1 protein-coding gene is annotated in these 306 nt (G+C 63.7%); it reads left to right on the top strand.

The features are described 5' to 3' along the window. On the top strand, positions 1–306 hold a 306-nt coding region (locus CH341_RS32115; protein WP_146604746.1), incomplete at both ends, for an ATP-binding cassette domain-containing protein.

The raw sequence follows: 306 nt of genomic DNA, 5'->3' as shown, positions 1-306 counted from the left end.
GTCCCTAAAGACGAGCGCGACCGGGCGATCCAGGAAGTGGCGGAGATGCTGCAGATCGAGAAGCTTCTCAATCGCCGTCCGGGTCAGCTTTCCGGCGGTCAGCGCCAGCGCGTCGCCATGGGACGGGCGCTGGTGCGCAAACCGCAGGTCTTCCTGTTCGACGAGCCGCTGTCGAACCTCGACGCCAAGCTGCGCGTCGACATGCGCATGGAGATCAAACGGCTTCATGCGACGCTCGGGACCACCATCGTCTACGTGACCCACGATCAGATCGAGGCGATGACGCTCGCAAGCACGATCGCGATC

This window comes from Rhodoplanes roseus, assembly GCF_003258865.1.
Taxonomy (GTDB): domain Bacteria; phylum Pseudomonadota; class Alphaproteobacteria; order Rhizobiales; family Xanthobacteraceae; genus Rhodoplanes; species Rhodoplanes roseus.
Note: the sequence above shows the minus strand (reverse complement) of the source record. Positions and strands in the feature narration are given on the sequence as shown.